Annotated in this window: 23 protein-coding genes; 17 read left to right on the plus strand and 6 right to left on the minus strand. The window is 70.6% G+C overall.

The window, feature by feature from the left end:
- Window positions 1-7: 7 nt before the first annotated feature.
- The 6 genes from OG223_RS15725 (at window position 8) to OG223_RS15750 (ending at window position 3,826) form a co-directional block, all read left to right on the plus strand.
- Window positions 8-1,012 carry a helix-turn-helix transcriptional regulator gene (locus OG223_RS15725; RefSeq protein ID WP_329248154.1) on the plus strand — a complete coding sequence of 335 codons (1,005 nt, stop codon included), beginning with the start codon at window positions 8-10 and terminating at the stop codon, window positions 1,010-1,012.
- A gap of 171 nt (window positions 1,013-1,183) precedes the next feature.
- The gene (locus OG223_RS15730) at window positions 1,184-1,705 is read left to right on the plus strand and encodes a DUF4240 domain-containing protein (RefSeq protein ID WP_329265292.1); all 522 of its coding nucleotides are present in this window, start codon (window positions 1,184-1,186) and stop codon (window positions 1,703-1,705) included.
- 67 nt (window positions 1,706-1,772) lie between these two features.
- Window positions 1,773-2,102, plus strand: a complete 330-nt coding sequence (locus OG223_RS15735) for a carboxymuconolactone decarboxylase family protein (RefSeq protein ID WP_329248157.1) — start codon at window positions 1,773-1,775, stop codon at window positions 2,100-2,102.
- A 47-nt stretch (window positions 2,103-2,149) separates the two neighbouring features.
- Window positions 2,150-2,302: a hypothetical protein gene (locus OG223_RS15740; protein ID WP_329248160.1), complete on the plus strand. Its 153-nt coding sequence runs from the start codon at window positions 2,150-2,152 to the stop codon at window positions 2,300-2,302.
- A 168-nt stretch (window positions 2,303-2,470) separates the two neighbouring features.
- Window positions 2,471-2,950, plus strand: a complete 480-nt coding sequence (locus OG223_RS15745; RefSeq protein ID WP_329248162.1) for a hypothetical protein — start codon at window positions 2,471-2,473, stop codon at window positions 2,948-2,950.
- A gap of 54 nt (window positions 2,951-3,004) precedes the next feature.
- Window positions 3,005-3,826, plus strand: coding sequence for a S1 RNA-binding domain-containing protein (locus OG223_RS15750; RefSeq protein WP_329248164.1), 822 nt, complete (start codon window positions 3,005-3,007; stop codon window positions 3,824-3,826).
- A gap of 45 nt (window positions 3,827-3,871) precedes the next feature.
- On the opposite strand, the gene OG223_RS15755 is transcribed toward OG223_RS15750, so the two are convergent.
- On the minus strand, window positions 3,872-4,102 hold the full coding sequence (locus tag OG223_RS15755; protein ID WP_329248166.1) for a hypothetical protein: 231 nt from the start codon (window positions 4,100-4,102) through the stop codon (window positions 3,872-3,874).
- Between the two features lie 129 nt (window positions 4,103-4,231).
- On the opposite strand from OG223_RS15755, the gene OG223_RS15760 reads away from it, so the two are divergent.
- Entirely contained in the window at window positions 4,232-4,567 is a 336-nt protein-coding gene (locus OG223_RS15760) for a hypothetical protein (protein ID WP_329248168.1), read from the plus strand.
- Between the two features lie 302 nt (window positions 4,568-4,869).
- On the plus strand, window positions 4,870-6,000 hold the full coding sequence (locus OG223_RS15765) for a lipid II:glycine glycyltransferase FemX (protein ID WP_329248171.1): 1,131 nt from the start codon (window positions 4,870-4,872) through the stop codon (window positions 5,998-6,000).
- Between the two features lie 85 nt (window positions 6,001-6,085).
- Here the strand turns inward: OG223_RS15765 and OG223_RS15770 are convergent, their stop codons facing one another.
- Entirely contained in the window at window positions 6,086-6,892 is an 807-nt protein-coding gene (locus OG223_RS15770) for a peptidoglycan recognition protein family protein (protein ID WP_443073713.1), read from the minus strand.
- 189 nt (window positions 6,893-7,081) lie between these two features.
- Here OG223_RS15770 and OG223_RS15775 point away from each other — a divergent pair, with 189 nt between their 5' ends.
- Window positions 7,082-8,266, plus strand: a complete 1,185-nt coding sequence (locus OG223_RS15775) for a MarP family serine protease (protein ID WP_329248174.1) — start codon at window positions 7,082-7,084, stop codon at window positions 8,264-8,266.
- A 12-nt stretch (window positions 8,267-8,278) separates the two neighbouring features.
- Here OG223_RS15775 and OG223_RS15780 read toward each other — a convergent pair whose 3' ends face one another.
- Window positions 8,279-8,767 (minus strand): GNAT family N-acetyltransferase, encoded by a 489-nt coding sequence (locus tag OG223_RS15780; RefSeq protein WP_329248177.1) that lies wholly within the window; start codon window positions 8,765-8,767, stop codon window positions 8,279-8,281.
- A gap of 73 nt (window positions 8,768-8,840) precedes the next feature.
- Between OG223_RS15780 and OG223_RS15785 the strand changes: the two genes are divergently transcribed.
- The 4 genes from OG223_RS15785 to OG223_RS15800 all read left to right on the plus strand — a co-directional run bounded on the left by OG223_RS15785 (window position 8,841) and on the right by OG223_RS15800 (window position 13,124).
- A complete protein-coding gene (locus OG223_RS15785) occupies window positions 8,841-9,737 on the plus strand; it encodes a TIGR01777 family oxidoreductase (RefSeq protein WP_329248180.1) in 897 nt (298 codons plus the stop codon).
- A 122-nt stretch (window positions 9,738-9,859) separates the two neighbouring features.
- Window positions 9,860-10,366 (plus strand): GNAT family N-acetyltransferase, encoded by a 507-nt coding sequence (locus tag OG223_RS15790; RefSeq protein ID WP_329248183.1) that lies wholly within the window; start codon window positions 9,860-9,862, stop codon window positions 10,364-10,366.
- Window positions 10,367-10,420: 54 nt separating this feature from the next.
- Window positions 10,421-11,131, plus strand: a complete 711-nt coding sequence (locus OG223_RS15795; protein ID WP_329248186.1) for a hypothetical protein — start codon at window positions 10,421-10,423, stop codon at window positions 11,129-11,131.
- A 211-nt stretch (window positions 11,132-11,342) separates the two neighbouring features.
- Entirely contained in the window at window positions 11,343-13,124 is a 1,782-nt protein-coding gene (locus tag OG223_RS15800) for an FAD-dependent oxidoreductase (protein ID WP_329248189.1), read from the plus strand.
- Window positions 13,125-13,211: 87 nt separating this feature from the next.
- Here the strand turns inward: OG223_RS15800 and OG223_RS15805 are convergent, their stop codons facing one another.
- Complete coding sequence (locus tag OG223_RS15805) at window positions 13,212-14,648, minus strand: regulator (RefSeq protein WP_329248192.1); 1,437 nt, start codon at window positions 14,646-14,648, stop codon at window positions 13,212-13,214.
- A 284-nt stretch (window positions 14,649-14,932) separates the two neighbouring features.
- Here OG223_RS15805 and lipB point away from each other — a divergent pair, with 284 nt between their 5' ends.
- From lipB to OG223_RS15825, 4 genes are all read left to right on the plus strand, one after another.
- Entirely contained in the window at window positions 14,933-15,730 is a 798-nt protein-coding gene (gene lipB, locus OG223_RS15810) for a lipoyl(octanoyl) transferase LipB (RefSeq protein WP_329248196.1), read from the plus strand.
- Between the two features lie 105 nt (window positions 15,731-15,835).
- The gene (gene lipA / locus OG223_RS15815; protein WP_329248199.1) at window positions 15,836-16,801 is read left to right on the plus strand and encodes a lipoyl synthase; all 966 of its coding nucleotides are present in this window, start codon (window positions 15,836-15,838) and stop codon (window positions 16,799-16,801) included.
- Between the two features lie 251 nt (window positions 16,802-17,052).
- A complete protein-coding gene (locus OG223_RS15820) occupies window positions 17,053-17,253 on the plus strand; it encodes an SCO2195 family GlnR-regulated protein (RefSeq protein ID WP_329248202.1) in 201 nt (66 codons plus the stop codon).
- Window positions 17,254-17,313: 60 nt separating this feature from the next.
- Complete coding sequence (locus OG223_RS15825; protein ID WP_200684882.1) at window positions 17,314-18,018, plus strand: DUF4191 domain-containing protein; 705 nt, start codon at window positions 17,314-17,316, stop codon at window positions 18,016-18,018.
- A 231-nt stretch (window positions 18,019-18,249) separates the two neighbouring features.
- Here OG223_RS15825 and OG223_RS15830 read toward each other — a convergent pair whose 3' ends face one another.
- Window positions 18,250-18,693, minus strand: a complete 444-nt coding sequence (locus tag OG223_RS15830; protein WP_329248209.1) for a hypothetical protein — start codon at window positions 18,691-18,693, stop codon at window positions 18,250-18,252.
- Window positions 18,656-19,273: an SUKH-3 domain-containing protein gene (locus OG223_RS15835; protein WP_329265296.1), complete on the minus strand. Its 618-nt coding sequence runs from the start codon at window positions 19,271-19,273 to the stop codon at window positions 18,656-18,658. The genes OG223_RS15830 and OG223_RS15835 overlap by 38 nt, the downstream gene beginning before the upstream one ends.
- Between the last annotated feature and the right edge of the window lie 181 nt (window positions 19,274-19,454).

The following is a 19,454-nucleotide window of genomic DNA, read 5'->3' on the forward strand; positions in this document are numbered from 1 at the left end:
TGAACCCATGCGCGCTGCCCGCCTCATCAAAATGGTGCTGCTCCTCCAGTCCCGCCCCTCGATGACCGCCGCCGAGCTGGCTCGCGAGCTGGAGGTGTCGGAGCGCACCGTCACCCGGGACGCCCAGGCGCTGTCGGAGGCGGGTGTCCCGGTGTACGCGGACCGGGGGCGGGCCGGCGGATACCGGCTCGTCGGCGGATACCGGACCCGGCTCACCGGCCTGGCCCGGAACGAGGCCGAGGCGCTCTTCCTGAGCGGAGTACCGGGGGCGTTGCGCGAGATGGGGCTGGAGGACGCCGCGTCGGCCGCCCGCCTCAAGGTGTCGGCGGCACTGCTGCCCTCGCTGCGGGACGCCTCACGCGCGGCGGCACAACGCTTCCACCTGGACGCCCCGAGCTGGTTCACGGAACCGAAGACCCCGGAACTGCTCCCGGTCGTGGCGGACGCGGTGTGGGACGACCGGAGGGTGGTCGCGCGGTACCGGCGCGGGGACTCCGATGTCGAACGCGCGCTGGACCCGTACGGCCTCGTGCTCAAGGCGGGCATCTGGTACCTGTGCGCACGGGTGACCGGCCGCGATTCCTACCGGGTGTACCGGATCGACCGCTTCACCGCGGTGGATCTCCTGGACGGCGACCGCTTCGCACGGCACGAGGACTTCGACCTGCCGGCGTTCTGGGAGGAGCAGGCGGACCAGTTCGCGCGCTCGATCCTGCACACCGAAGTGGTCGTACGACTCTCCCCCGACGGCGTGCGAAGACTCCCGTACGCCGTCGATCCCGCCACTGCCCGGGAGGCACTGGAGGCGGCGGACGGTCCGGAGCACAAGGACAAGCACAAGGACAAGGACAAGACCGGGTGGGTGACGGTGACCCTGCCGGTGGAGTCCGAGGAGGTGGCGCACGGCCAGCTCGCGGGACTGGGTCCGGAGGTGGAGGTGCTGGCGCCGGAGGTACTACGGGTACGGTTCGCGCGGGACGCGGCACGGCTGGCCGCGCTGTACGGGGCATGACGATCCCGCACCGCCCGGTCATGACGACCTTCGCACCATCCGGCCACAACAGCCCGCCCCACCCGGTCACAACGACCCCGCCCCGCCCGATAACGATCTGCCCTGCGCCAGGTGACAATCCACTGCACTCCACATGCGCACCACCCCTCCAGGACCGATGCTTGACCCGTGATGGACGAGACGGAGTTCTGGGAGCTGGTGGACGCCACCCGCGAGGCCGCCGAGGGCGACCCCGAGGAGCAGGCCGACCTGCTGGTGGACCGGCTTCTGCTGCTGGACCCGGAGCTGGTCCTGGACTTCGCCCGGCACTTCGAGGCTCGCTACAACCGCGCCTACACGTGGGATCTGTGGGGCGCCGCGTGGGTGCTGCTCGACGGCGCGAGCGACGACGCGTTCGACTTCTTCCGGTGCTGGCTGATCGGCCAGGGCCGTGAGGTGTACGAGGGTGCCGTTCACGACGCCGACTCGCTGGCGGACCTCATCGACGACTTCGACGACGAGATCGACGGGGACGGGGAGGAGTTGGGGTACGCGGCGGACGAGGCGTACGAACAGCTCACCGGCGCCGTCGCCCCCGACCTGGGGATCCCGCCCGCGCCCGCCGAGCCGCTCGGGGCGCCGCTCGACCTGGAGAACGACGCGGTGCTGGCGGAGCGCTTCCCGAAGCTGCGGGAGAGGTTCCGTCAGGAGTGAGTACGAGTGAACGGGGTACGGCGATGGTGCCCCGTCCGCCGTCAGACCGGATTCCAGTGAGGTCACCGTGGCCCGAATACCGTACCCGGAGCGTTCCGCCGAAGCCGTCGACGCGCTTCCCACCCCGCTGAACGCGTTCCGCATGTTCTCCCACGCCCCCGACATGACGGGTCCGGCGATCGACCTGGGCATGGCCGTGCTCGGGTCGTCCTTGCCGGTGCGGTTGCGCGAGCTGGTCGTGGTCACGGTGGCGGCGCGCACGGACTGCGCGTACGGGGTCGTCCAGCATCGGCCGATAGCACTTCTCACGGGGGGGTCACCCCCGACCAACTGGCCGCCATCGTCGAACTCCGGCCCGAGGACGGCGAGTTCGACGCGGTCGAGTCTGTACTGCTGACGGCGACGGAGGAGCTGCTGACCCAACACACGCTCACGGACGCCACGTTGGGCACACTCCGCAAGAATCTGACCGATCGTCAGGTGGTCGAGCTGATCACGACGGTCGGGTACTACACGATGCTCGCCGGCCTCCTGAACGGGCTCAACGTGGACATCGACCCCTCGGGCGAACAGTACTTGGGGCTGGGCAGGGACTGAGCGACGCACCACGGCCCCGGCAACGGTGTGCCGTCTCACGTGTCACAGAGGCGTCCTGAAGTGACTCCGGTCGCAACGCCCGCCCCGCCACGCATGTCCTACGAAGCGACAACGCCCGCTCAGCACAAGCGAGTTGGGCGACGAGACCGCCGCTTTCCCGGAGGGCCCATGTTCCCGATCGTCCGCCCGCGCTCGATGATCCTGCTCGGTGCCGCCGCCATCGTCGTGGGGATCGCCACATTGGGCGGCGCCCTCCTGCTGGTCGGACAGGACGCCGAGGGCAAGGAACTCAACGACCCGGATCCGCAGGCCGTCAGTGACATCGCCGTCTGCTCGGACGTGAAAGTCCACGCATGGGTCACGATGAACGTCGGGACGGTCGCCAAGCCCGACAACAAGAACGTCGACTACGACGTCGACGCCACCCGGCACGACCACGACCCGTTCGGCCGCACCCTGGCCAAGGGCTGCAACAGCGCCTCCGGAGCGTTCGGTTCCCGCGTGGAGTTCAAGGCACCCGGCCTGAACAAGGGCCGCCCGCTCTATGTGAGCACGCCGGCCGACCGCCGCCAAGTCCTGGTCCTCCGCCTCACCCAACACGCCGACGGCACGGTCACCAGCACACAGGAACTGGTCGCCGCCCGCTGACGGCCGCGGCTGGATCGGGGTCGGCGCACGGCTCCCCATGAGAGGCTGGACAGCATGGGGGCAGTGCCGGACGATCAGGCTTCTCGGGACTTCCTGGCCGGGATCCACGTCGGCGACCTGTGCAGCGGGACGGTCGCGGAGATCACGCGGTCGCACGGGGTGGCGGTGACCCTGGACGGGTTCCCCGCACGCCCGCTGGGGATCGTCTCGCAGGCAAACGTTTCCTGGCTTTGGAATGACGCCACGGCTCTGGAGGCCGGCCGGCGGATCAGCGCTGAAGTGACGGCCGTCGACCCGGACGAGGGCCGGGTCCGGCTGGCGATGACCGCCACCGAGAACCCGGAGCTCTGGGCGTTCCTGGCATCGCGTCGGCGCGGTGAGATTCTCTCCGGCACGGTCGCGGCAATCGAGCGGTTCGGCGTGTTCGTGTCGCTCGACGACGGCCCTGACCATCCGGTCTTCCCCGGCGTCGGGTTCATCACGGTCGCCGAACTGTCGTGGCGGCATGTCGAAGCGATGTCGGACGTCGTGCAAGTCGGACAGCACATCTCATGCGAGTTCCTCCAGTTCGACGACTGGAACGGAGAAGCGAGACTGTCCCTGAAAGCGATGCAGCCGGACCCTTTCGCAGCGTTCGTCGAAGGGCTCGCGGTGGGCCAGAGGCTGCAAGGACAGGTCACCAAGTTGGTCCCGTTCGGCGCCTTCGTCCGGGTCGCCGACAGCGTTGAGGGACTGGTTCATCTCCGAGAACTCGCCCCGGCGCCTGTGGAGACTCCGGAGGACGTCCTCCAGGTCGGCGACGAGGTCACGGTCGTCGTCACCGAAATCGACCGACAACGGCGCAGGTTGGCTCTCTCCCGACGCCAGGCCTCATAAAGGCGGGACCTCGGCCCAACCCGGTGAACCCGTACGGTCACAGCACTAGGCGGCGGTCCGGCGGCGTGACGTGTCCGTCGAGATGTAGGCCTGCGTCTGGTCGGCCCGTACCGCGTGGTGCATCGGGGCCGCGTTGGCCTGGTCGAGTGCGGAGGCCGTGACGGCGGCCGGGCCGAGGATCACGGTCGCGACCGCGCAGACCACCGCCCAGGGGCCGCGGGCGGACTTGGCCCAACCGGCCGACTTCTCCGTGGTGTTGGTGTGACTGCTGTTCATTTTCCCCACCTCCAGTCAGTGCGTGTGCATGACGATAGGGAGCTTGTCTCGGGGAACTCGGTGAGTTGCCTGCGAGAAACCTGTGAGCGCCGGTCGGGGCCGGTCGAGGGGTCGGATATCTTCACCGGCATGGAGCCACCCGCGTGCGACCACAAGGTCTTCGAGCATGACCGCGTCCATATGCGGGTCGGCCACGGGATCGTCGAGCTGTTCCGGCGAAATCGCGTCATCAGCTCGTACCGGGCCCCGTTGAGCTGGCTGAAGGTACGGGCCGAGGCGCGCAGGGGCGGCGTGACCCGGCTGCACTTCGGCCACGTCGAAGACCTCGCCGAACCGATCTACGCGAGCACGACGAGTTCCCGGCACGGGGTCGTCACCGTCGAGATCCAGACCACCGACGAGCCGCTCTACCGCGCGTTCTTCACCGAGCTGGCCCACCTGTCCGACCGCCCGGTCGCGTCATGACACACCGCTGACAACGCGGCCCGCCCTCACCAGGGCGATCCCGTTGAGCGACACCGGGGTTCGCGTGGCCGTCGCCGATCGTTCGCCCGAACTGCCCGTCCGGTACACCGAACCCGACTGGGATACGGAGAGCGGAAGGGGGGCATCTCCCTGATCGCGTCCGTGGCGAGCCAATGGGACGTCACGCCCAGGCAGGACCGACGCGGCAAGCAGGTGTGGGCGGAGTTCACAGCAGTGAAGTCTTGACCCGCCCGGTGCGCCCCGGCTTACGGTGGCCGCCGCCGAACAGGAGCGTCGTGCCCATGACCAGCCCGTACGTGAAGGGGATCACCCGCGAGGAACACCTCGCGCATCTCCGGCTGCACCCGGACGCGAGCCATCTCCAGATCCCCGAGTGGGCCGACGTGAAGCCCGACTGGACCGCGGAGAGCGTGGGTTGGTTCGAGGGGGACGTGATGGTCGCCGTCGCGCTCGTGCTGTACCGGGCGTTCCCCGGCACCGGTCGCTTTCTCGCCTACCTTCCCGACGGGCCCGCGATCGACTGGCACAGCCAGCGCCCGGAACGCTGGCTCGACCCGCTGATCGAGCACCTGGAGAAGGAGGGCGCGTTCTCGGTCCGCATCGGCCCGCCGCTCGCCGTCCGCCACTGGGACGCGGCCACCGTCACGGCGGGCGTCGCCGACCCCTCCGTACGGCATCTGCGCGACCTGCCGACGGACGGCATAGACGGGTACGCGCTCGACGCGGCGGAGCGGCTCAAGCGCCTCGGGTGGCGGCGGTGCAAGGAGGAGGACGGGAGCGGGTTCGGGCTCGGCCAGCCGCGCTACGGGTGCCAAATCCCCCTGGCCGGGCGGTCGGTGAACGAATTGCGCGCCGCGCTCTCCCCCAACTGGTTGCGGTCGCTACAGACGGCGGAGGCGGGCGGGGTCGGGGTCTTCTGGGGCTCGGCCGACGATCTGCCCGCGTTCCACCGGCTGTACCGGGCCACGGCGGAGCGGGACGGGTTCAAGCCGCGTCCCCTGGACTACTTCCGGCGCATGTGGCAGGCGCTCAACGCCGAGGAGTCCGACCGCCTGCGGATCTATCTCGCCGAGTACGACGACGAGGTCCTGTCCGCCGCCCTGATGATCGGCGTCGGCCCCCGCGTCTGGCACTCGTACCCCGCGTCCGGCCGCCGCGGCCGTGAACTCCGCCCCAGCAGCCTCCTGTTGTGGCGCATGCTCTGCGAGGCGCTGGACTCGGGTGCCGACACGTACGACCTCCGTTCCATCACCCCGTCCCTGGTCGCCGAGGACCGCCTGGTAGGCCGCCTCCTCTTCAAGACCGGCGCGGGCGGCCGGGCGGTGGAGTACCTCGGGGAATGGGAACGCCCGGTGGGAAGTCAGGGGAAGGTCCTGCAACGGGCGTTGAGCGTCTATCTAGCCCGCAGGTAGGACGGGCGGGCGAAGCCCCGCCCTTCAGGGGCGCGGGGAACTGCGCGACCAGCCCCCACCGGACCCGCCACCCGACACTCACCCCTCACCGCCCCTGCAACCGCGCCGCCAACACCCGAACCTCCGGAAGCCGAGCCAACAACGCCGCCCCCGGACAACTCGTCATGTACCCGTCCTTGTGCCCCGCCAGCGCGGGCAGCACAGCCGTCGTACCGCTGGCGTACCGGCTGAGGTTGTTGCTGGACACCAGCCGCACCTTCACCCGCGGATCGACATCCGCAAGCCCCAACTTCCAGGCAGCCAGCGCAGCAATCGCATCGGTCATCACCTTCGGCACCGCCATCCCCGCCGTGAACGTCCCGATCGCGGCGATCCCGGCAGTCCGGTGATTGAACCCCTGCGTATGCGCCCCGGTGACGGCCCGGTCGACCCCACCGGCCCGCCCCTCGTAGATCGTCCCGCAGTGGTCGACGAGGAAGTTGTAGCCGATGTCGTCCCAGTCCCGGACGCCGGTCTGGCCGGCGTAGAGGTAGCGGATGATGCGGGGCGCGTCCGCGCAGTCGTAGCCGTTCGGCGAGTCGGTGTGGTGGACGAAGACGGCGACGACCTTGTCGTCGTAGCGCGGCGGCGGCTGCGCGTGCCGCGAGAGGGCGTCCAGCCAGGCCGAGCGCGGAACGATGCGCGGCCTGGGCGCGGCGTGGAGCGCGACCGGGCGGGCCCCGACCGGGGGACGTACGGCGGCGGTGGCCTTGCGTCCGATGCCGTTCGCGCACAGGGCCAGCACCAGGACGGCGGCGAGACCGGGCAGGCAGGCCAGCAGCACGAGCGCCGAGCGGGGTATTCGCACTCGCCGTCGGCTTCGTGCACCCAGCGTTCTTCTCAGGACACGCATGGTCACACTCTCGGCCGGATTCGCTCCGCCCGCGATGTGTGCTGTGCCACCCGGTGGAACCATCGTCCTGGTCCGGCACGTTTCTGGGGGTACACGCACGCGTGGTGGGTTCCCGGGGGGCCACGCGCGCGTAACTGATCAGTGCGCCCGTTCCTCGCGTACTAAGGGTTCCGAGAGAAAGGCGGCTCCGTGGACCTGCTCGACCTGCTGTTGTTGCTGGTGATCCTCGCCTACGCGGCGTCGGGGTACCGGCGCGGCCTCGTCGCCGGATGTGTGTCGCTCGCCGGGTTCGTGGGCGGTGCGGTCATCGGCGTGTGGGTGCTGCCGTGGGTGATGGACCTGGTGACTCCGGGGACGACAACGGCCACGGTGACCGCCGTGCTCACCGTGCTGACCCCGGCGGTGGTGGGGCACGAACTGGCGGGGCGGCTGGCGCTGAAGCTGCGCAAGGAGCTGGACCAGGGGCCGTTGCGGGTGGCCGACGGGATCGGCGGGGCCGCGGCGAACTCGGTGGCGGTCATGATCGTGGCGTGGGTGGCCGCGAGCGTCCTGGGCGCGTCCTCGTCCGCGACGGTCACGACGGCGATCCAGGACTCGACGCTCCTGGGCAGCGTGCAGAAGCTCATGCCGGACACGACACCGACGTGGTTCTCGCGGGCCACCTCGGCGCTCACCGAGGCGGGCTTCCCGCAGGTCTTCAACCCGTTCGAGAACGAGTCGACGGCCGAGGTCGCCAAGCCCACCGGCGACAGCGTCACGGCCGCCGCGACGAACGCCTCCAAGCGGAGCACGGTCAAGATCGAGGGCTCCTCGGGCACCCAGGGCCGCGAGGGCAGCGGCTTCGTGTACGCGCCGCAGCACGTGATGACCAACGCGCACGTGGTGGCCGGCATCGACAACCCGACGGTCCGCATCGGCGGGGTCGGGCGGTCGTACGAGGCACGGGTCGTCCTCTTCGACCCGAACAAGGACGTCGCGGTGCTGTATGTGCCGGGGCTGTCCGCGCCCGTGCTGGGCTTCGACGACACTGCCTCGCGCGGCGACTCGGCGGTGGTCGCGGGCTATCCGCAGGACGGCGACCTGAACCTCCAGGCCGCGACCGTCGCCAACCGGGTCAACGCGACGGGCCAGAACATCTACAACAACGGGACGGTCACCCGCGAGATCTACTCGATCCGCTCCACGGTCCGCCCCGGCAACTCCGGCGGCCCGCTGCTGACCACCGGCGGCAAGGTCTACGGCGTCGTCTTCGCCCGCTCGACCTCGGACGACGAGACGGGGTACGTGCTGACGGCCGACGAGGTCTCCGGGGACGCGCGGAAGGCGGCGACCGCGACGGCCGAGGTGGACACGGGCGACCTGGTCACGTCGTAGACCGGCCGCCGTTCAGAGGGAGCGGCCCATGAAGACGTCGTCGACGTACCGCCCGTCGAGCAGGAACTCCTCGGGCAGTACGCCCTCGACGGCGAAGCCCTCGGCCTCGTAGAGCCGCCGCGCCGGGGCGTTGTGCCCGAGCACGCGCAGCGTGAGCCGGCGTGCGCCGCGCCGTCGGGCCTCCTCGACGACCGCCCGGACCAGCGCCCGGCCGACCCCTCTGCCGCGCGCCTCGTCCGCGACGGCGAGCCCCTGGATCTGCCGGACGTGCGCGTTGCAGGCGAGCTCGGTCGGGGCGCCCAGCCGGATGTAGCCGACGATCCGGCGGTCGAGTTCGGCGACCAGATGATCACCGGGCGCGTGCCGAGCGTCGAAGAAGGGGCTGTACGGCGGCCGCGGCCGCGGCATGACCGCGTGCAGGGTGGACCAGGTGGCACGGTCCAGTGCGCCGAGTTCCTCGTCGTCGTCGGGCAGGGCGATGCGTATGTTCGGCTCGGACATGTGGGCCAGGGTACGGCGGGGACGGCGCGGTCCTCATGGGGGTTTTATGGATCAACGAGGCAGGATGGACGCCATGGAACGCTCGCGAATCGCGGTGACCGGCGCCTCCGGTCTGATCGGCAGCGCACTGGTGCGGTCCCTGACCGCGGACGGGCACGAGGTGGTGCGCCTGGTGCGGCACGGCGCCCGGGCCGCGGACGAGGTGTGCTGGGACCCCGAGGGGCAGTACGTGGACGCGGCCGGGCTCGACGGCTGCGACGCCGTGGTCAACCTCGCCGGTGCCGGCGTAGGCGACCACCGCTGGACGGACGCCTACAAGAAGACGGTCCGCGACAGCCGCGTGCTGGGCACGGCGGCCCTCGCGGAGGCCGTGGCCGCGCTGGACCGGCCGCCGCGGGTGTGGGTGAACGGCAGCGCGATCGGCTTCTACGGCGAGACGGGCGACCGCGCCGTGGACGAGGACGCGCCGCCGGGTGACGGTTTCCTGCCCTCGCTGTGCGTGGAGTGGGAGGAGGCGACGGCGCCCGTGCGGGAGGCGGGCGTCCGCACGGTGTTCGCGCGGACCGGTCTGGTCGTGGCGCGCGAGGGCGGGGCGTGGGCCAAGCTGTTCCCCCTCTACAAGGCGGGCCTCGGCGGGCGGTTCGGCGACGGGCGGCAGTACTGGTCGTTCGTCGCGCTGCACGACGAGGTCGCGGCGATCCGGCATCTCATCGACACGGACGGGCTGTCCGGCCCCTTCAACCTCACCGCGCCGAACCCGCTGACGAACCGTGAGATCTCGGCGGCGATGGGCCGGGTGCTGCGCCGCCCGTCCCTGTTCACCGTTCCGGCGCCCGCGCTGAAGCTGGTGCTCGGGGAGATGTCGGGGGATGTGCTGGGGAGTCAACGGGTGCTGCCGAAGCGGCTGTTGGAGTCGGGGTTCACGTTCGCGTTCCCGGAGATCGAGGGGGCGATCCGGGCGGCGTTGTGAGGGGCGGGGCTGTGCGGACGGGCCTGTGCGGGAGGGCCTGGGGATGCCGGTCGCCTGGAGCCGAAGAACGCGGCAGAACAAAGAACTTGGCCCGGATCGACGGGACTTGAAGAATGACGGCCATGCGGACCCGACAGGCACGGCCTGATGACGCGTCGGCGGTCGCCGGTGTGTACGTGCGCTCCTGGCGGGCGGCCTTCGCCGGCCTTGTCCCCCAGCACCACCTCGACGCCATGGACGCGAGCCGTGAAGAGTCCGAGTGGACGACAGTCATCGCGGAGACACGATGGCCGTCGTCGGGAGTGCTGGTGGCCGAGACCGAGACGGCGATCGTCGGATTCGCCGGCTTCGGCCCGTCCCGGGAAACCCCCGCTGTCGCGGAGATCGGCACGCTGTACGCGCTGCCGGAGGTCTGGGGCACCGGAATCGGGAGGCAGTTGATGCAGGCCACGCTGACGGCTCTCGGGCAGGCCGACTACGCGCAGGCCACCCTGTGGGTCCTGGCGGACAACGAACGCGCCCGGCGCTTCTACGAATCCGCCGGCTGGCATGCCGACGGCGCGGCCGTGCTGGACACCACCGGTGGGGCCGCGCTCGACAAGTTGCGCTACCGCCGCCCTCTCGGCTAGCCCGCTCAGCGTCCCGCCCGGCTGTCCTGGCGGTCCACCCGCTACCTTCGCCCCATGCATCGGGCCACCATCCTGCGCAGCCTCGCCGAGACCGGAACGGCGACCCCTCCGCGGCGACTCACCGAACTCGCCGCCGAACTCGGCATACCGCCCGCCGACCTGATCGCCGTCGCGGGCCACCCGGTACCGGCGGAACTCCTGCCCCCGGAGCGCGACCCGGAGGTCGTGGGGCAGTTCGCCTACCGCGTCAGCCACTGCGGCCACTCGCAACTCGTCGCGCTGGAGGCTTTCGTCCGCTCGCTGCCCCGTGTCGCCGCCCCGGGACCGCCCGTGCGGCATCCCCGCCCGTACCCCCGCCCCGCCGAGACCAGGTTCGCCGCCACACTCGGCGAGTTGATCCGCAATCGCGGCTTCACCATCCGCGAACTGCCGTTCCTGGGACTGTCCCGCAGCACGCTGTACGGAATGGTGTGGCGCTGGGAGCCGAATCGGCACCGGCGCCTGCAACTGTGCGCCGTGGCCGGTCCGTTGGGCTGGACCCTGCCCGATCTCTTCGCGGTCGCCGATGAGCCGTATTCGGAGGGTCTCCGCCCGATGGTGCACTGCCACCACCTCGGGCGGGTCTTCACGGCGGCCGTCCCCTTGAGCACCGCCCAACTGATCGAGACCGCGAAGGAAGCGGACCGGCTGAGCGTGCGTGCGGACCACGGTGCCTGGCAGCCCGTCTCGCAGGGCTTCGCCGAGGAGTGCCCGGACTTCCTCTGACCGCACCGGACTTCCCCTGACAGCGAGGGACGCGTTCGACACCCGGTGATGACGCTGGGCGACCGTATGCGACCGCCGTGCGACCGTGCCCTGCGTATGCGCGACTCCCCCTGCCCGATCACGGCCCTAACCTCGACCCGAACTCGGGTATCCCTGGAGGCTGTTGGGGGCATGACGTCTCCACCGGCCGCGCAACCTCGAGGAGGGGCACGTGCTTGAGCCCGCGTACCAGGCGGACGTCGTCGTCGTGGGAGCCGGGGTCGCCGGACTCGCCGCGGCGCATCGGCTGATCAGCGCAGGAGTAACGACCGCAGTCCTGGAGGCCGCCCCTTACGTGGGGGGCCGTATGTCGACGGAGAAGGTCGACGGGTTCCGGCTCGACCGGATCGGACAGTTCCTGTCCACCTCGTACCCCGAACTACGCCTGACCCCGGGCCTGGGCGCACTGGTGCTGCGCCCCTTCGCACCAGGGGTCCTCCTCCACAGCGACGGCCGCCACCACCACGCGGGCACCCCGGCGCCCGGAGGGAGCGCGTGGGGCGCACTCCACGCCGTACGCGCCCTGGCGAGCGCCCCTCGGGCGGGGGCGGTGCCGAGGGTGCGGAGGGGCTCCTTGTGGGGCGGCCCGGTGACGAGGGGGTTCGGCGGCGTCGCCTGGGCCGCGGCGGCGCCCGGAGCCGCGGCCGGCGCGTCAAGGGGCGGCACGGCGTTCAGGGATCGGGCGGGAGCGCCCCGGGACGGGGCGACATCCCGGAACCGGACAGAAACCTCTCGGAACGGGGCACCGCCCAAGGGCCGCACGGGAACCCCAGGCGACGAACCCGCACCCGAGGACCGCGCGGCACCTTCCGAGGGCCTCGCCGCCAAGGACCGGACCGCGTCCCGGGGCGGGCCGGCGGGCGCTTCCTGGGGAGCGCTCAGGAACCGAGCGGGCACCTCCCCCGGGGACCGTACCGACCCCTCCTGGGGCGGCCCCACCGTCAAGGACCGGGCGGCCGGCACCCGGGGGTCCTCCGCCGTGCCCAGGTCCCGCGCCGGCGCCCCCCTCGGCGGCCCGGTCGACCAGGCCCGGCTCGGCACCGCGCTGACGCGCCTCGCGGCGACGCCGGTCGAACGCCTGCTGTCCCGGCCGGAGTTGCCCGCCGGACAGGCACTGGCGGCGCGCGGCGTCCCCGCCCGCACCATCGACGGTTTCCTGCGCCCCCTCCTCGCCGCGCTGCTCTGCGACCCGGAGCTGACCACCTCCAGCCGGTGCGCCGACCTCGCGCTGCGCGCCTTCGCGGGCGGGCGGCTGTGTCTGCCGGAGGGCGGCGCGGAGATGCTGCCCGAGGTACTCGCCGCCGCGCTGCCGCCGGGCACCGTGCACACCGGCGTACGCGTCACGGCCGTATCGACGACATCGGTGACCACCGCCGAGCACGGCGAGATCCGCTGCCGGGCCGTGCTCGTGGCGACGGACGCGCGCGCGGCGGCCGAACTCCTGCCCGGCCTGCGCGTACCCGACTTCCACCAGGTCACGGTCGTCCACCACACGACCGACGACCCGCCCGCGACCGGAGCCGCCCTGCTCCTCGACTCCGACCGCGGCGGCCCGGTCGCGCACACGGCGATCGTCAGCGAGGTCGACCCCGCCCGGGCACCCGCAGGCCGCGCCCTCGTCTCCTCGACGGTCCTCGGCCCTCCCCCACCGGACGTCGACACCGCCGTACGCATGCACCTGTCCCGCCTCTACGGCACCTCGACCACCCGCTGGGAGACGCTCGTCGTCCACCACACCGCCACGGCCGTACCGGCCATGCGCCCGCCGCACGATCTACGGCGTCCCGTACGGCTGTTGGCCGGCCTGTACGTCTGCGGCGACCACCGGGACACGAGCACGGTCCAGGGGGCGCTGCATTCGGGACACCGGGCGTCGGCGGCGATTCTGGCGGACCTGGGCACGGCGGGATCGATGCACCAAGCAGACCCGATCCCAACAACACAGGCCGCCTGAGGCGCCCTGAAGGGGCGCGGGGAACTGCGCGACCAGCCACGACGGCGCCGCGCAGTCCCACCGTCCGCCACCCTCACGGCGAAGGGCCTACCCGAACGCGGCGACCTTGTCGCGATACCCCCGCACCGGCGCAGCATCCTTGTACGGCTCAAGCCGACGCTCGAAGTCCCGCACATACTCAACCGCCCGCACCGACCGCATCTCCGCAGCCTGCCCCGCCGCCTCCGCCCCCAGCACACACGCCTGGTCCAGCTCCCCGAGCCCGAGCCGCGCGGAGGCGAGCACGACCCGGCAGAACAGCCGGCTGCGGGCAAAGGCGGGCGCGCGCAACTGCAACGACCGCTCCGCATGCTGCGCGGCGGCACGGAACTGCTGCAGGTCCCGGTGCGCGTGCCCGAACTCGTCGGCGAGCTGCGCCTCGTCGAAGAACCGTGCCCAGTACGGCACTTCGTCCCCGCCGCGCGCCGTTTCGAGGGCGCGCTCGGCCCGGACGAGCGCGGACGTGCACGCCCGCACCTCCCCGAGCACCCCGTGGGCCCGCGCCTCCACGGAGTGCAGCAGCGCCTGGACGACAGGGGGCGCGCTGGTCCCGACCCCCTGCTGCGCCACCCGCGCGAGCTGCACGGCCTCGCGCCCGTGCCCGAGATAGACGGCCTGCCGGCTCATGGTCATGAGCACGTACGAGCCGTAGGCCCGGTCCCCGGCCGCCTGCGAGAGCCGTAGCGCCTGCACGAAGTACCGCTGCGCGAGCCCGTGCGCGGCGATGTCGTACGACGTCCAGCCCGCGAGCCGGGTGAGGTCGGCCGCCGCCGCGAAGAGGCGCCGGCCGGTCTGTTCGCCGTAGGTGCCGCGCAGCATCGGCTCGGTCTCGTGCTCCAGGTAGCGCACGAGGGCCTGCCGGGCGTGGCCGCCGCCGTAGGCGTTGTCGAGGGTGCGGAAGAGTTCGCCGACCGAGCGGAGCGCGGAGATGTCGCCGCCGGTGACCTTCTGGCCGGGGCCGCGCTCGGCCGCCCCACGCTGCCGGGGTACGGCGGGCCGGCCCTGCGGGGGCACCCGGTTCGCGGCTTCGGCGCGGCCGACCCGGTCGTCGGCGCGGCCGATCAGCCAGTCCCGGCTCGGCACCACAAGACCGGCCGGGGTAAAGGCGATCTTGCGCAGCTCGGCATGGCTGCCGGAGTCCTTGCGCCACAGCCCGCTGACGATGTCGACGGCCTCCTCGGGGGTCGCGGCGAATTCGAGCCCGGCGTACACCGGCGCGCAGGCGTCGAGCCCGAGGTCCTGCGCGGTGAGCCGGCGGCCGAGCCGGCGGGTGAAGACCTCGGCGATGAGCGCGGGCGTGGTGCCTCGGGGCTGCTGGCCGCGCAGCCACCGGGTGACGGATGTCTTGTCGTATCTGAGATCGAGTCCGTGCTCCAGACCGAGCTGGTCCACGCGACGGGCGAGACCTGCGTTGGAGAACCCCGCTTCTGCGATGAGCGCGGCGAGCTGACGGTTGGGAGTGCGCTGCGCGGGTCGTTCCGTCATCTGCGGTGCGGTCTCCTGCCTTTCGGGCCTCAACAGAGGCCTGTGCGGCCACTGCCTGCCCGGATTGCCTGTGAGCAGCCCTTTTGGCCTCGTGAACGGCGCGAATGTAGCGGAGCGTAAGCATCCCGTCGCACATTCCGACGTGCATTCATCCGATCGTGTGAGGATTGGTCGTAGGGCTGACGGCCCCTACCGCCCGGAGGGCTGTCAGCGGTCGGTCGTACAGTGGCGTAGGCATGTTTCGTGCCTTACGACTCATAGGTGCTGCTGAGGAGGCGCTTGCCGTGGGTGAGTTGCGGTTCGTCCGGATGGGGTTCGGCGCGGAGGCCGTCGAGTACCAGGAGGCGTGGGACGAGCAGCGCCGGGTGCACGCGGCCCGCTTCGCGGACGAGGTCCCCGACACCGTGCTGCTCCTCGAACACCCGCCGGTCTACACGGCCGGCCGCCGCACCCAGGACAACGAGCGCCCGCTGGACGGCACCCCCGTCGTCGACGTGGACCGCGGCGGCAAGATCACCTGGCACGGCCCGGGCCAGCTCGTCGGCTACCCGATCCAGAAGCTGCCCCGCCCGGTGGACGTCGTCGCGCACGTACGACGCCTGGAGGAGGCGCTGATCCAGGTGTGCGCGGAGTTCGGCGTGGAGACCAGCCGGGTCGAGGGCCGCAGCGGGGTGTGGGTGCTGGGCGATCCGGTCGAGCAGCGCCCCAAGCTCGGCGGGCTGTCGCTCGACTTCGATCCGCGGCTGCACGACGAGGAGTTCGACCCGCGGATGAACGGCCCGGAGTACGCGCCGTCGAACGCCGGCCAGCGCCGCGAGGACCGCAAGATCGCCCAGATCGGCATCCGCGTCGCCAAGGGCGTCACCATGCACGGCTTCTCGTTCAACGTGAACCCCGACATGAAGTGGTTCGACCGCATCATCCCGTGCGGCATCCGCGACGCGGGGGTGGCCTCGCTGGCGAACGAGCTGGGCCGGGACGTCACGATCGACGAGGTCCTGCCGGTGGTCGAGCGGCACCTGAAGGACGTACTGGAGCACGCGGACCTGAAGCCCCGGGAGATCGAGAAAGCGACCGCCTGACCCGGGAATGTGACTTTCCGCTCTGCGGTTGGCCTCAAGGCGGGGGCCTGAAATCACGGGCGTACCCTGGTGTACGCCGAAGAATCGAAGCTACAGGGAGCCGATGTGTCCGCAGTCACCCCAGACGGACGCAAGATGCTGCGCCTGGAGGTCCGGAACGCCCAGACCCCCATCGAGCGCAAGCCCGAGTGGATCAAGACCCGGGCGAAAATGGGTCCCGAGTACACGAAGATGCAGGCGCTCGTGAAGAGCGAAGGCCTGCACACGGTCTGCCAGGAAGCCGGCTGCCCCAACATCTACGAGTGCTGGGAGGACCGCGAGGCGACCTTCCTCATCGGCGGCGACCAGTGCACCCGGCGCTGCGACTTCTGCCAGATCGACACCGGCAAGCCCGAGGCCCTGGACCGCGACGAGCCGCGCCGGGTCGGCGAGTCCGTCGTCACCATGGACCTGAACTACGCCACGATCACCGGCGTCGCCCGCGACGACCTGGCGGACGGCGGCGCCTGGCTGTACGCCGAGACGGTCCGCCAGATCCACCAGCAGACGGAGTCCCGCGAGGCCGGCCGCACCAAGGTCGAGCTCCTGGCCCCCGACTTCAACGCGGTCCCGGAGCAGCTCGCCGAGGTCTTCTCCTCGCGCCCCGAGGTCTTCGCGCACAACGTCGAGACGGTCCCCCGCATCTTCAAGCGCATCCGCCCCGGCTTCCGCTACGACCGCTCGCTCAAGGTCATCACCGAGGCCCGCGACTACGGTCTGGTCACGAAGTCGAACCTGATCCTCGGCATGGGCGAGACCCGCGAGGAGGTCAGCGAGGCGCTGCGCCAACTGCACGAGGCGGGCTGCGAGTTGGTCACGATCACGCAGTACCTGCGGCCGTCGGTGCGGCACCACCCCGTGGAGCGCTGGGTGAAGCCGCACGAGTTCGTCGAGCTGAAGGAGGAGGCCGAGCAGATCGGCTTCTCCGGTGTCATGTCCGGCCCGCTGGTGCGTTCTTCGTACCGTGCCGGGCGGCTGTACCAGATGGCGGTCGAGAAGCGCGGCGCGTACGTGGCCTCGCAGGCGGTGTGAGTCAGCCCGGTCACCGCTGTGTGAATTCGCGCACAAGCAGCTACCCGCCAGTAGCACCCGACGTCGACGCGGTCCTGACCGTCCTCGCAGTTGAGGGCGTCCGTCAGGGCCGCGTCAGCGTTTCGGCCCACCGCATCAAGGCTTCATTGGCGTTTGACCGGTCGGTCACGCCCTGGTAACACCAATCAGTGACACTGCATTTACAGCACGTAGACCCATACCCAGAGCCGTTCCGAGGGGGGACCTCCACGATGCAGGCCGCGCCCGTCCGTGCCACCGCCATCCCGTCCGTCACCGACGCCCTGCGCGCGGTCGAGTCGCTGCTGCTGAGCAGCGGCCAGCGCACCGCCCGTCGCAACGCGTGGACCTCCGTCCTGGAGGACCGCCGCCGCGCCAAGGACCGGGTCGAGGCACAGCTCGTCCTGGAGCAGTCCCTCACCTCGCACTCCTGAATCCCCTCCGCCGGGGCACCGCCGTCGTCGGCGCTCCCGCGGGCACGTAGACTTCCTCGCATGGCGAGGAAGGACACGACAGCGGACAACGCTGCGAACCCCGGGCGACTCAAGCAGATCGCTCTGACGTACAAGATGACGCGCAAGGCCGACAAGACGATCGGTCTTGTACTCGCGGCTGTCGGAATTGCCACCTTCGGTGTCTTCCTCGCGATCGGCTTCTTGCTCGGTCACCCCATCTATCTCGGCATCCTGGGCCTCCTGCTCGCCTTCCTCGCGACGGCGATCGTCTTCGGACGCCGGGCCGAGCGGGCCGCCTTCGGGCAGATGGAGGGCCAGCCGGGCGCTGCCGCGGCGGTACTGGACAACATCGGCCGGGGCTGGACGACGACTCCGGCGGTGGCGATGAACCGCAGCCAGGACGTGGTGCACCGCGCGGTCGGCAAGGCCGGCATCGTGCTGGTCGCCGAGGGCAACCCGAACCGGGTGAAGTCCCTGCTGGCCGCCGAGAAGAAGAAGATGAACCGCATCGTCGCGGACGTCCCGGTGCACGACGTGATGGTCGGCACCGGCGAGGGCCAGATCCCGCTGAAGAAGGTCCGTACGACGATGCTGAAGCTCCCGCGCGTCCTGACGGGCCCGCAGGTGACGGCGACCAACGACCGCCTGCGCGCGATGGGCGACCTGATGAGCAACATGCCGCTGCCGAAGGGCCCCATGCCCAAGGGGATGAAGCTCCCCAAGGGCGGCGGGAAGGCCCGCTGACACCCCCACATTTCGACTCCTACGACGTTGGGGGCGCCCCGGATCACTCGGGGCGCCCCCAACGTCGTAGGACCGCTATTACCCGGCTTACCGTCGTCTCCGGCTCGGCGCTCCTCAGCACGTCCTCATGCACACGCAGTGGGCCGGGCGCCCTCATAAGGACGACCGGCCCACTCGAGTCACCTGCCCGCGGGCAAGCCCTCCGCTAACCGAGGCGCCCCGCGACCGGCCCTAGCCGAACGGCCCCGCGGGCACGACCACGTTCCCGTGCCACTTCTTGTGCACCCACAGCCGCTCCCCGGCCAACTCGGTCCGCGCCCAGGTGCCGGACAGGGTGCCGATCGTGGTGCCCTGCGGCAGTCGTGCGATGGCCTTGCTCGGCCTCACTCCGCCGAACTGCCCGTACTCCAGCACCACGACACCCCGGTCGGTGGAGAGCACCACCCGCCGTGTCGTGAACGCCGCGGCGATCATCGCTCCGGCCAGCGCGCCGAGCACACCCCCGAGCGCCCCGAACCCACCCGACGCCCCCGCGGCAACGGCCACGACCCGGACCCCGATCAGCCCCACCACGACAAACCCGACCTGTGCCCAGGGATTGAGCCCACCCTGAGCCAGCAGAACCCGCTCCACCCGCTCACCGGGTTCCAGAAAACCCTGCGAACGCTCGATCACGCTGGCCGATATCTTCGGCGCCATGAAGTGCCACCATCCAATCAAATAAAAGCCAGGCGCCCCACTCGGGCCACCGCTTCATTCCCTCGGGAGCGTAAACGCAGATCAACGGGCGATCTGCACTCACCATCAGGTCCAAGCCTTCGCGAGGTGTGCTTCCGATACTCCAAATCAGGCCGTTCGCATAAGCGGCCAGGGCCCCATCCTGCCGCATGAAGACATGCGAATAGCTGAGCCACCAACCAATAGGGAACCACGAACCGCCGATGACCGAGCCGATCACCAAGGATTCGTCCTGATGCCTGCCGCCGTCCCCCACAGCGTCGACGAAAGATGGCTCGCCATTAATGAAGTTGGGCCCGTTCTCCTGGGCCGGCTCGATCTTCAACCCCCGGAACGACTCGAGGAATTCAGTCGCCAACAAACTCGGAACGTATCCCTGCGCCTCCAGAGACCGGATGTCAGAAGACACGTCGAGGTGCCGTCCGGGATACCAACCTGCCAACCGCAGAGCGGAAACCGTTGCCGGATCGGCCCGGAGGTAAAACTCGAGGAGATGTCGGGCGGCTGAAACCCCGATGAATCAGTCACATATCACTCGGTCCACTCGATCTCCCAACGGGATGACTCCACGAAGGATTCGAGTTCCGCCAGATTCTCCACCCAGTAGTCGCATCCGTCTGTCGGGGCCGCGAGGTCATTGACGAGAAAAATATAATACCCGCCAGTGACATCGGAATCGTCGTGAAGTTTTACGAAGT

The sequence above is a fragment of the Streptomyces sp. NBC_01478 genome (genome assembly GCF_036227225.1).
In the GTDB taxonomy this organism is placed as follows: Bacteria; Actinomycetota; Actinomycetes; order Streptomycetales; family Streptomycetaceae; genus Streptomyces.

What these genes read in the sequence shown, in the direction of transcription:
- OG223_RS15725 (WP_329248154.1), top strand. Translation starts at nt 8, where the DNA reads ATGCGCGCTGCCCGCCTCATCAAAATGGTGCTGCTCCTCCAGTCCCGC.
- OG223_RS15730 (WP_329265292.1), top strand. Translation starts at nt 1,184, where the DNA reads ATGGACGAGACGGAGTTCTGGGAGCTGGTGGACGCCACCCGCGAGGCC.
- OG223_RS15745 (WP_329248162.1), top strand. Translation starts at nt 2,471, where the DNA reads ATGTTCCCGATCGTCCGCCCGCGCTCGATGATCCTGCTCGGTGCCGCC.
- OG223_RS15750 (WP_329248164.1), top strand. Translation starts at nt 3,005, where the DNA reads ATGGGGGCAGTGCCGGACGATCAGGCTTCTCGGGACTTCCTGGCCGGG.
- OG223_RS15755 (WP_329248166.1), bottom strand. Translation starts at nt 4,102, where the DNA reads ATGAACAGCAGTCACACCAACACCACGGAGAAGTCGGCCGGTTGGGCC.
- OG223_RS15760 (WP_329248168.1), top strand. Translation starts at nt 4,232, where the DNA reads ATGGAGCCACCCGCGTGCGACCACAAGGTCTTCGAGCATGACCGCGTC.
- OG223_RS15765 (WP_329248171.1), top strand. Translation starts at nt 4,870, where the DNA reads ATGACCAGCCCGTACGTGAAGGGGATCACCCGCGAGGAACACCTCGCG.
- OG223_RS15770 (WP_443073713.1), bottom strand. Translation starts at nt 6,892, where the DNA reads ATGCGTGTCCTGAGAAGAACGCTGGGTGCACGAAGCCGACGGCGAGTG.
- OG223_RS15780 (WP_329248177.1), bottom strand. Translation starts at nt 8,767, where the DNA reads ATGTCCGAGCCGAACATACGCATCGCCCTGCCCGACGACGACGAGGAA.
- OG223_RS15785 (WP_329248180.1), top strand. Translation starts at nt 8,841, where the DNA reads ATGGAACGCTCGCGAATCGCGGTGACCGGCGCCTCCGGTCTGATCGGC.
- OG223_RS15790 (WP_329248183.1), top strand. Translation starts at nt 9,860, where the DNA reads ATGCGGACCCGACAGGCACGGCCTGATGACGCGTCGGCGGTCGCCGGT.
- OG223_RS15795 (WP_329248186.1), top strand. Translation starts at nt 10,421, where the DNA reads ATGCATCGGGCCACCATCCTGCGCAGCCTCGCCGAGACCGGAACGGCG.
- OG223_RS15805 (WP_329248192.1), bottom strand. Translation starts at nt 14,648, where the DNA reads ATGACGGAACGACCCGCGCAGCGCACTCCCAACCGTCAGCTCGCCGCG.
- OG223_RS15820 (WP_329248202.1), top strand. Translation starts at nt 17,053, where the DNA reads ATGCAGGCCGCGCCCGTCCGTGCCACCGCCATCCCGTCCGTCACCGAC.
- OG223_RS15825 (WP_200684882.1), top strand. Translation starts at nt 17,314, where the DNA reads ATGGCGAGGAAGGACACGACAGCGGACAACGCTGCGAACCCCGGGCGA.